The following is a 1,344-nucleotide window of genomic DNA, read 5'->3' as shown; positions in this document are numbered from 1 at the left end:
CACAGACGAATCCGCCACCACAGACTCCAACACCCGAACAAACCGCTCCACAAAACCATCCACCGTCACCACATCGAACAAATCCGTCGCGAACGACACGTACCCGCCCACACCCAGCGGACGCCCGGCGTCGTCGTAGCGATCCGTCACGATCAGGTGCAGATCGAACTGCGAGATCCCCGTATCCGCATCCAGACCGCTGACCGACAACCCCGACAACTCGAGCGAACTCTGCGCGAGATTCTGGAACGACAGACCCACCTGGAACAACGGGTGACGGGCGGTGGACCGCGCCGGATTGAGCACCTCCACCAACCGCTCGAACGGCACATCCGCATGAGCGAACGCCTGCAGGTCACTGGCTCGCGTCTGCGCAAGCAATTCCTCGAACGTCATCGACGAATCCACCCGCGTACGGAAGACCAACGTATTGACGAACATACCGATGATGTCGTCGAGAGCTCTGTCACTACGGCCGGCGAACGGGGTGCCGATGGCGATGTCATCGGTCCCGGACATGCGGGACAGGAACACCGCGAACGCCGTGTGCATGACCATGAACAGCGTGCTGTTCGTCCGCCGTGCGAGCTGGACGAGCTGTGCGTGCAGCTCGGCATCGACGATGAAGTCGGCTCTACCACCGGCGTAGGACTGCACGGCTGGGCGCGGACGATCGGTCGGCAGGTCCAGCTGGTCCGGTAGTCCGGCCAGTGCACTCTTCCAGTACGCAACCTGCTGCGAGGCAATCGAATCCGGATCGTCCTCACTACCGAGAACCTCACGCTGCCACAACGCATAATCGGCGTACTGCACCGCGAGCGGAGCCCAACCTGGCGCCTCACCAGCAGAACGCGCCGCGTACGCGATCATCACATCTCGGGTGAGCGGACCCATCGACGATCCGTCTGCGGAAATATGATGGACCACGAGCGCCAAGACGTGCTCGGTCGCAGACAAGGTGAACAGGCGCACGCGCAGGGGAATCTCCGTCGTGACATCGAACGACGTCGACGCCAGCTCACGGACACGATCTTCGACGTCCGACAGTTCGACGTCGATGATCCGAACGTCGGGTACGACGCGCTCCACCGGGACGACGAGCTGTATCGGGCCGTTGTCGGTCTCGGGGTACATCGTGCGGAGAGACTCGTGCCGAGAAATTACGTCCGACACGGCTGCCTGTACCGCAGCGACGTCCAGTACACCCGTCAACCGAATTGCCACCGGCACGTTGTATGCGGCCGAACTCTGGTCGAAGCGGTTGAGGAACCACATCCGCTGCTGCGCCAACGACAACGGAACCATCTCCGGACGCTCCCGCGCCACCAACGGAACCCGCACACC

At 62.6% G+C, this 1,344-nt stretch carries 1 protein-coding gene; it reads right to left on the bottom strand.

Going from position 1 to position 1,344, the window contains the following annotated elements; all coding sequences use genetic code 11:
- A partial coding sequence (locus A2J03_RS25420; RefSeq protein WP_231912714.1) for a condensation domain-containing protein occupies nucleotides 1-1,344 on the bottom strand: 1,344 nt, incomplete at both ends.

Source organism: Rhodococcus sp. EPR-157, from assembly GCF_001647195.1.
In the GTDB taxonomy this organism is placed as follows: Bacteria; Actinomycetota; Actinomycetes; order Mycobacteriales; family Mycobacteriaceae; genus Rhodococcoides.
This window is presented reverse-complemented; position numbering and strand designations above follow the sequence as displayed.